The organism is Dehalococcoidales bacterium, assembly GCA_028716225.1.
Classification (GTDB): Bacteria; Chloroflexota; Dehalococcoidia; order Dehalococcoidales; family UBA5760; genus UBA5760.
On the sequence record JAQUQE010000121.1, the window covers coordinates 1 to 3,065 of the forward strand.

A 3,065-nucleotide genomic window follows, 5' to 3' on the forward strand; every position below is an offset into this window, starting at 1 on the left:
AGGCCACCTCCGGGGCAGCAATGTTGGTGGATTCTGTTTCGGCAGACAAGAAAACAATATATGGGTATCGAACCACGGATGCAGTATTTGATACTACGAATACGGTATCTTCCGATGACGCTGGCGGTGACACAATGGACCCCGCAACTTTCACACCCGCCACTGCTACGTCTAGATCATCGGGTCCGTTCTGGTATACCTGGACGAAACATCCGTCTAGGTCCAACGACATGCCCACCAAGGCGTATCTCTCCTGCCTATATCGTGGCCGTGCGGTCCTAGCAGGGAACCCAGAAGACCCCCACCAATGGTATATGAGCAGGCAAGCGGACCCGTTTGATTGGGATTATGTTGCCATTGATGCCCAGTCCCCCGTAGCCGGGAATGATGCCGACGCGGGCAAGATCGGGGATATTGTACGGGCTCTGATTCCATACCATGACGATTATCTGTTCTTTGGTTGTGCTAATTCTATCTGGCTTTTGGATGGTGATCCTGCTGCGGGGGGCACGTTGCAGCCCCTAAGTGACACCGAGGGCATACACGGAGCGTACAGTTGGTGCTTTGACTCGGAGGGGGGTTTGTGGTTCTGGGGGACGAGCGGGATTTGTATGATCCCTCCAGGGCTGGGAAGACCCGTGCCTAAGACGATCATTTCCCTGCCCCATTTGCTGGAAGATGAGAATATCGACCCTGCGGCCTATCGCATTGTTTTTGGGTACGACAAGAAGCGGGCAGGGATTGTGATTTCCATCACAAAGTTGGTGGACGGCTCCAACTCCTGTTATTGGTATGATCTGAAAACGGATGGGCTCTTTCCTGAAACCTATCCGACGGCTTGCGGGCCGTATTCCCTGTTTTATTATCATTCCAATGAGGATGGGTACTCCGATCTTCTGGTTGGAAGTCGAGATGGGTATATCCGCAAGTGGAGCGACGCGGCCAAAGATGATGACGTTGGTATTGTGGATACAAGGATTATTAGTTCCGCCCTCATGCCTATTATGCCATTAGGTGGGGAAGCGGACCGCTACGGGCGATTGCGGTCCATGACTATTGTCAACGCGGGGGGCAGTGCCGGAGGAGAGTTCGCGGACTCCGGCTCCATTGAATACGCGTTTTATCCTGGGGAGTCGGCTGAGCAGGTAGTAGAGGATGTGTATGATGGTACTGCACCACACACCAGCGGGTCGGTCTCGGCGGTAGGGCGGAATAATCGAGTCCGTAGTCGGGTACGTGGGGCATACGTTGGCCTGAAACTAGGAAATAGCGTGGCCGGAGAGACGTGGGCTTTAGAACGGGTTGATCTTGAAGTCGATGCAAAGGGGAGAATCAAGTAATGTCTATCCTAGAGGATTTACTGGCTAAGTTTCAGGCGGATGCCGAAAGAGCCAACCAAGCCAATGAAGCACGCTATAGGGAGGCGATGGATGAGTATAACAAGATCATTGAACTCTATTCCCCAGGGGGAGCTTTTGGTCAAGGATTTGAGGCTCAGTTGGAACGGGCTCGTACTAAGTCGGTGGCTCAAGGCACACAACAGTTAGTGAGCTCTGGACTTTATGGAACCACCACGGCTGCTGGACTTGGTAAGAAGTTCGAGGAAGAGGTTGGAACGCCTGCCCGCCAGCAGATGGAAGATATTCGGTACGAGCGTTTAGCCTCCGCCAGGGCGGGAAAGGCAGGACTAATTGAAAGACGAGAAGACGTAGGTCCGGACTATGGTTTGATTGCTCAACTTGCAATGCAGGCGAGCTCGGCCCCATCCACCGCTATGGGGACCTATGATCCGTATGGCGGTCGAACCACCTTTGGGGAATCTAGCTTCCCGAACTATGGTCCATCTACCACGTTCAATACCCCAACTATCCAAAGTGCCGAACCCTCATGGCAGTCTACGCGGGATTTGTTCAACCGCAAAGAGATCGAAGAAGAGGCGGCCCGCAAAGCACGACTTGCAACTTCAACCGGCTCATACAATCAGTTGCGGCTTACTCCGGAAGAACTACAAGGCGCTGGTACCGTCCAGTATGGGGAGCGGCCAGGGGTTTGGTATTCGGGATGGTAAGACATGGGTACTCCTAATCTAGGTCCAGCACCAAAGGCAAGAGACCCGGAAGCTATCAAGCGATGGCTTCACAAGCTGAATAACCGGATTGGGCCAAGTTCTTCTCCAACGTTTGAGGGATTGACTCTTTCCGGCCTTGATCCATTGGAAGTTGTAATGACAGATGCTGATCGAAAGTTGACCAGCACAAACATAATTGATGGTGGAAGTCAAGCATAGGAGAGTTGTATGGCGGTCACAATTCAACATCACAGGGATACGGCGGCGAACTGGACCTTGGCTGATCCCACTTTGGCAGCCGGTGAGATCGGTTTTGAAACAGACACAGGCAAGTTCAAAATTGGAGACGGGGCCACAGCTTGGACCTCTTTGGCTTATGCGGCGATTCCGCCTGGTGACTTTGATGAGTCTGCTCAGGACGCTATTGGGGCCATGATTGCGGATACTAATACCGTAGACTTGACCTATACCGACGCCACTCCGGAACTCAAGGCCGACGTTTTATACCAGAACACGAACTCCATCACCTTGTCGGAGGATGCGGGAGGGCTGAAAGCTGATTTGGTAGTACAGAACTCCACGTCGGTTGATTTGTCTATTGACGCTTCTGGTCTGAAGGCGGAAGTAACGGTTATCGACGGCGGGGCTTCTGCTTAATGAGCACCATCAAACTCCATCGAGATACCGCTACGAATTGGACGACTGCTGATCCAACGCTCGCCACCGGAGAACCGGGGTTTGAAACTGACACCGGAAAGTTTAAGATTGGCGATGGAGTGTCTGCGTGGACAGCGTTGCCCTATGCGGGGACAGCCCACCTCTCCGCTACCGAGGGGGTACAGCTTGCAAACAATCAGATCAAGGCGGACATTTCCGGCCTTTCTGAAAAGGTCTCTCCCTCTGAGGTAACGGACTATCTCTTTGCCTATGACAGTTCCGCAGCGGGACATCGAAAGATCAAGATTGGTAACTTGCCAGGTGGCGGTGGGAAGGTTTC

Annotated in this window: 4 protein-coding genes; all 4 read left to right on the forward strand. The window is 52.9% G+C overall.

Annotated features, from left to right (window positions below; translation table 11 throughout):
* The coding region (locus PHI12_14500; GenBank protein MDD5511995.1) for a hypothetical protein at positions 1-1,340 on the forward strand (1,340 nt) is incomplete at its 5' end.
* Positions 1,340-2,068: a hypothetical protein gene (locus tag PHI12_14505; protein ID MDD5511996.1), complete on the forward strand. Its 729-nt coding sequence runs from the start codon at positions 1,340-1,342 to the stop codon at positions 2,066-2,068. The genes PHI12_14500 and PHI12_14505, both read left to right, overlap by 1 nt.
* Positions 2,069-2,296: 228 nt before the next feature.
* Complete coding sequence (locus PHI12_14510) at positions 2,297-2,725, forward strand: hypothetical protein (protein ID MDD5511997.1); 429 nt, start codon at positions 2,297-2,299, stop codon at positions 2,723-2,725.
* Positions 2,725-3,065, forward strand: a 341-nt coding sequence (locus tag PHI12_14515) for a hypothetical protein (GenBank protein ID MDD5511998.1), incomplete at its 3' end; no start/stop codon positions are given. The genes PHI12_14510 and PHI12_14515, both read left to right, overlap by 1 nt.

Excerpts from the sequence above, each read along its gene's own strand:
- PHI12_14505 (MDD5511996.1), top strand. The coding sequence starts at position 1,340 with ATGTCTATCCTAGAGGATTTACTGGCTAAGTTTCAGGCGGATGCCGAA.
- PHI12_14510 (MDD5511997.1), top strand. The coding sequence starts at position 2,297 with ATGGCGGTCACAATTCAACATCACAGGGATACGGCGGCGAACTGGACC.